Source organism: Streptomyces sp. NRRL S-350 (assembly GCF_000719705.1).
Lineage (GTDB): Bacteria > Actinomycetota > Actinomycetes > Streptomycetales > Streptomycetaceae > Kitasatospora.
In genome coordinates this window covers 1-1,573 of sequence record NZ_JOHO01000156.1, presented here as the reverse complement: position 1 = coordinate 1,573, position 1,573 = coordinate 1, and the positions used below count along the sequence as shown (strand labels likewise).

At 74.9% G+C, this 1,573-nt stretch carries 1 protein-coding gene; it reads left to right on the top strand.

What is annotated here, in order from left to right:
* On the top strand, positions 1 to 1,573 hold a 1,573-nt coding region (locus IF30_RS0140175; RefSeq protein WP_030248030.1), incomplete at both ends, for a polyketide synthase dehydratase domain-containing protein.

Below are 1,573 nucleotides of genomic sequence, written 5' to 3'. Positions count from 1 at the left end.
CCCCTTCCAACGCAACCGCTACTGGCTCAAGCCCGCCACCCGATCCACCGACACCGGACTCGCCTCCGCCGGACTCACCACAGCCCACCACCCCCTGCTGACAGCCGTGATCGAACTCCCCGACGGCAAGGGGCACCTGTTCACCGGCCGGCTCTCCGCCGACGACCCGGCGTGGACCTCCGAGCACGAGATCTACGGCGCACCCGTGCTGCCCGGCACGGCCTTCGTCGACCTGCTGCTGCACGCCGCCACCCAGGTCGGCTGCAACCGGATCGACGAGCTGACCCACCACGCCTTCCTGGCCATCCCGGAGCAGGGCGCGCTGCAGCTGCGGCTGGTGATCGAGCCCGCGGACGGCACCGGGCGGGCGGCCTTCGCCGTCTACACCCGCCCCGATGACACGACCACCGCCCCCGCCTGGACCTGCCACGCCTCCGGTTCCCTCGTCACGGCGCCCGAGGCCGACGGGGAGAGCCTGACCGCCTGGCCGCCCGCGGACGCCACCCCCGTCGAACTCTCCGACTTCTACGCGCACTTCATCGAGCGCGGCTACCACTACGGCCCGCTGTTCCAGGGCCTGCGCAGCGCCTGGCGGGGCGCCGACGCCGTCTACGCCGAGATCGCGCTGCCTGACGGCTTCGAGCCCGGTGAATACGGCATCCACCCCGCGCTGCTGGACGCCGCCCTGCACCCCGGCGCGCTCGTTCCCCGGACCGGACCGGACGGCGAGCGGGTCGTGGAGGCCACCGGGCACGTCCGGCTGCCGTTCTCCTGGAGCGGGGTGGCCCTGCACGCGACCGGCGCGACCCGGCTGCGGATCCGGGTGAGCGAGCCGACCCCGGGCACGGTGACCATGGCCGTGGCCGATGCGGCCGGCGCCCCGGTGATGACCATCGGCGCGCTGACGATGCGCGAGGTCGACCCGAGCCGCCTCGCCGAGGCCCGTAGCGCCCTGTCCGGGGCCGCGCCGCTGTACCGGGTGGACTGGCAGGAGCAGGACCTCGCGGGTCGCGGCCCCGCGACCGGCTCCTGGGTCCTCCTCGGCGATGCCGCGGTCGCCGTCGCGCTCCGGGCCGCCGGCCTGGACTGCGTCCGGCACCTCGACCTGACCGTTCCGGAGGGCGAGGAGATCGAGCGCACCCATGCGCTCGCGGCCGGCGCCCTCGCCGCGCTGCAGGACGTCCTCGCCGACGAGGCCCTTGCCGACGCCCGCGTCCTGGTCGTCCTCCCCCCTGAGACCGACAGCCCGGCGGTCGGCGTCCTGGTCGGGCTCGTCCGCTCCGCCCAGGCCGAGCACCCCGACCGCATCGTCCTCGTCCACCAGGACGGCAGCGAGGCGTCCGGCGCAGCGCTCCCGCTCGCGCTCGGCACCGGTGAGCCCGAAGTCGCCCTCAGCGAAGGCACCTTGACCGTGCCGCGGCTGGCCAGGGTCGTCACCCCGGACACCACGACGGACACCCCGACGGCCGTCACGCTCGACCCGAACGGCACCGTCCTGATCACCGGCGGCACCGGCACCCTCGGCAGCCTCCTCGCCCAACACCTCGTCACCACCCACGGCATCCGCCACCTC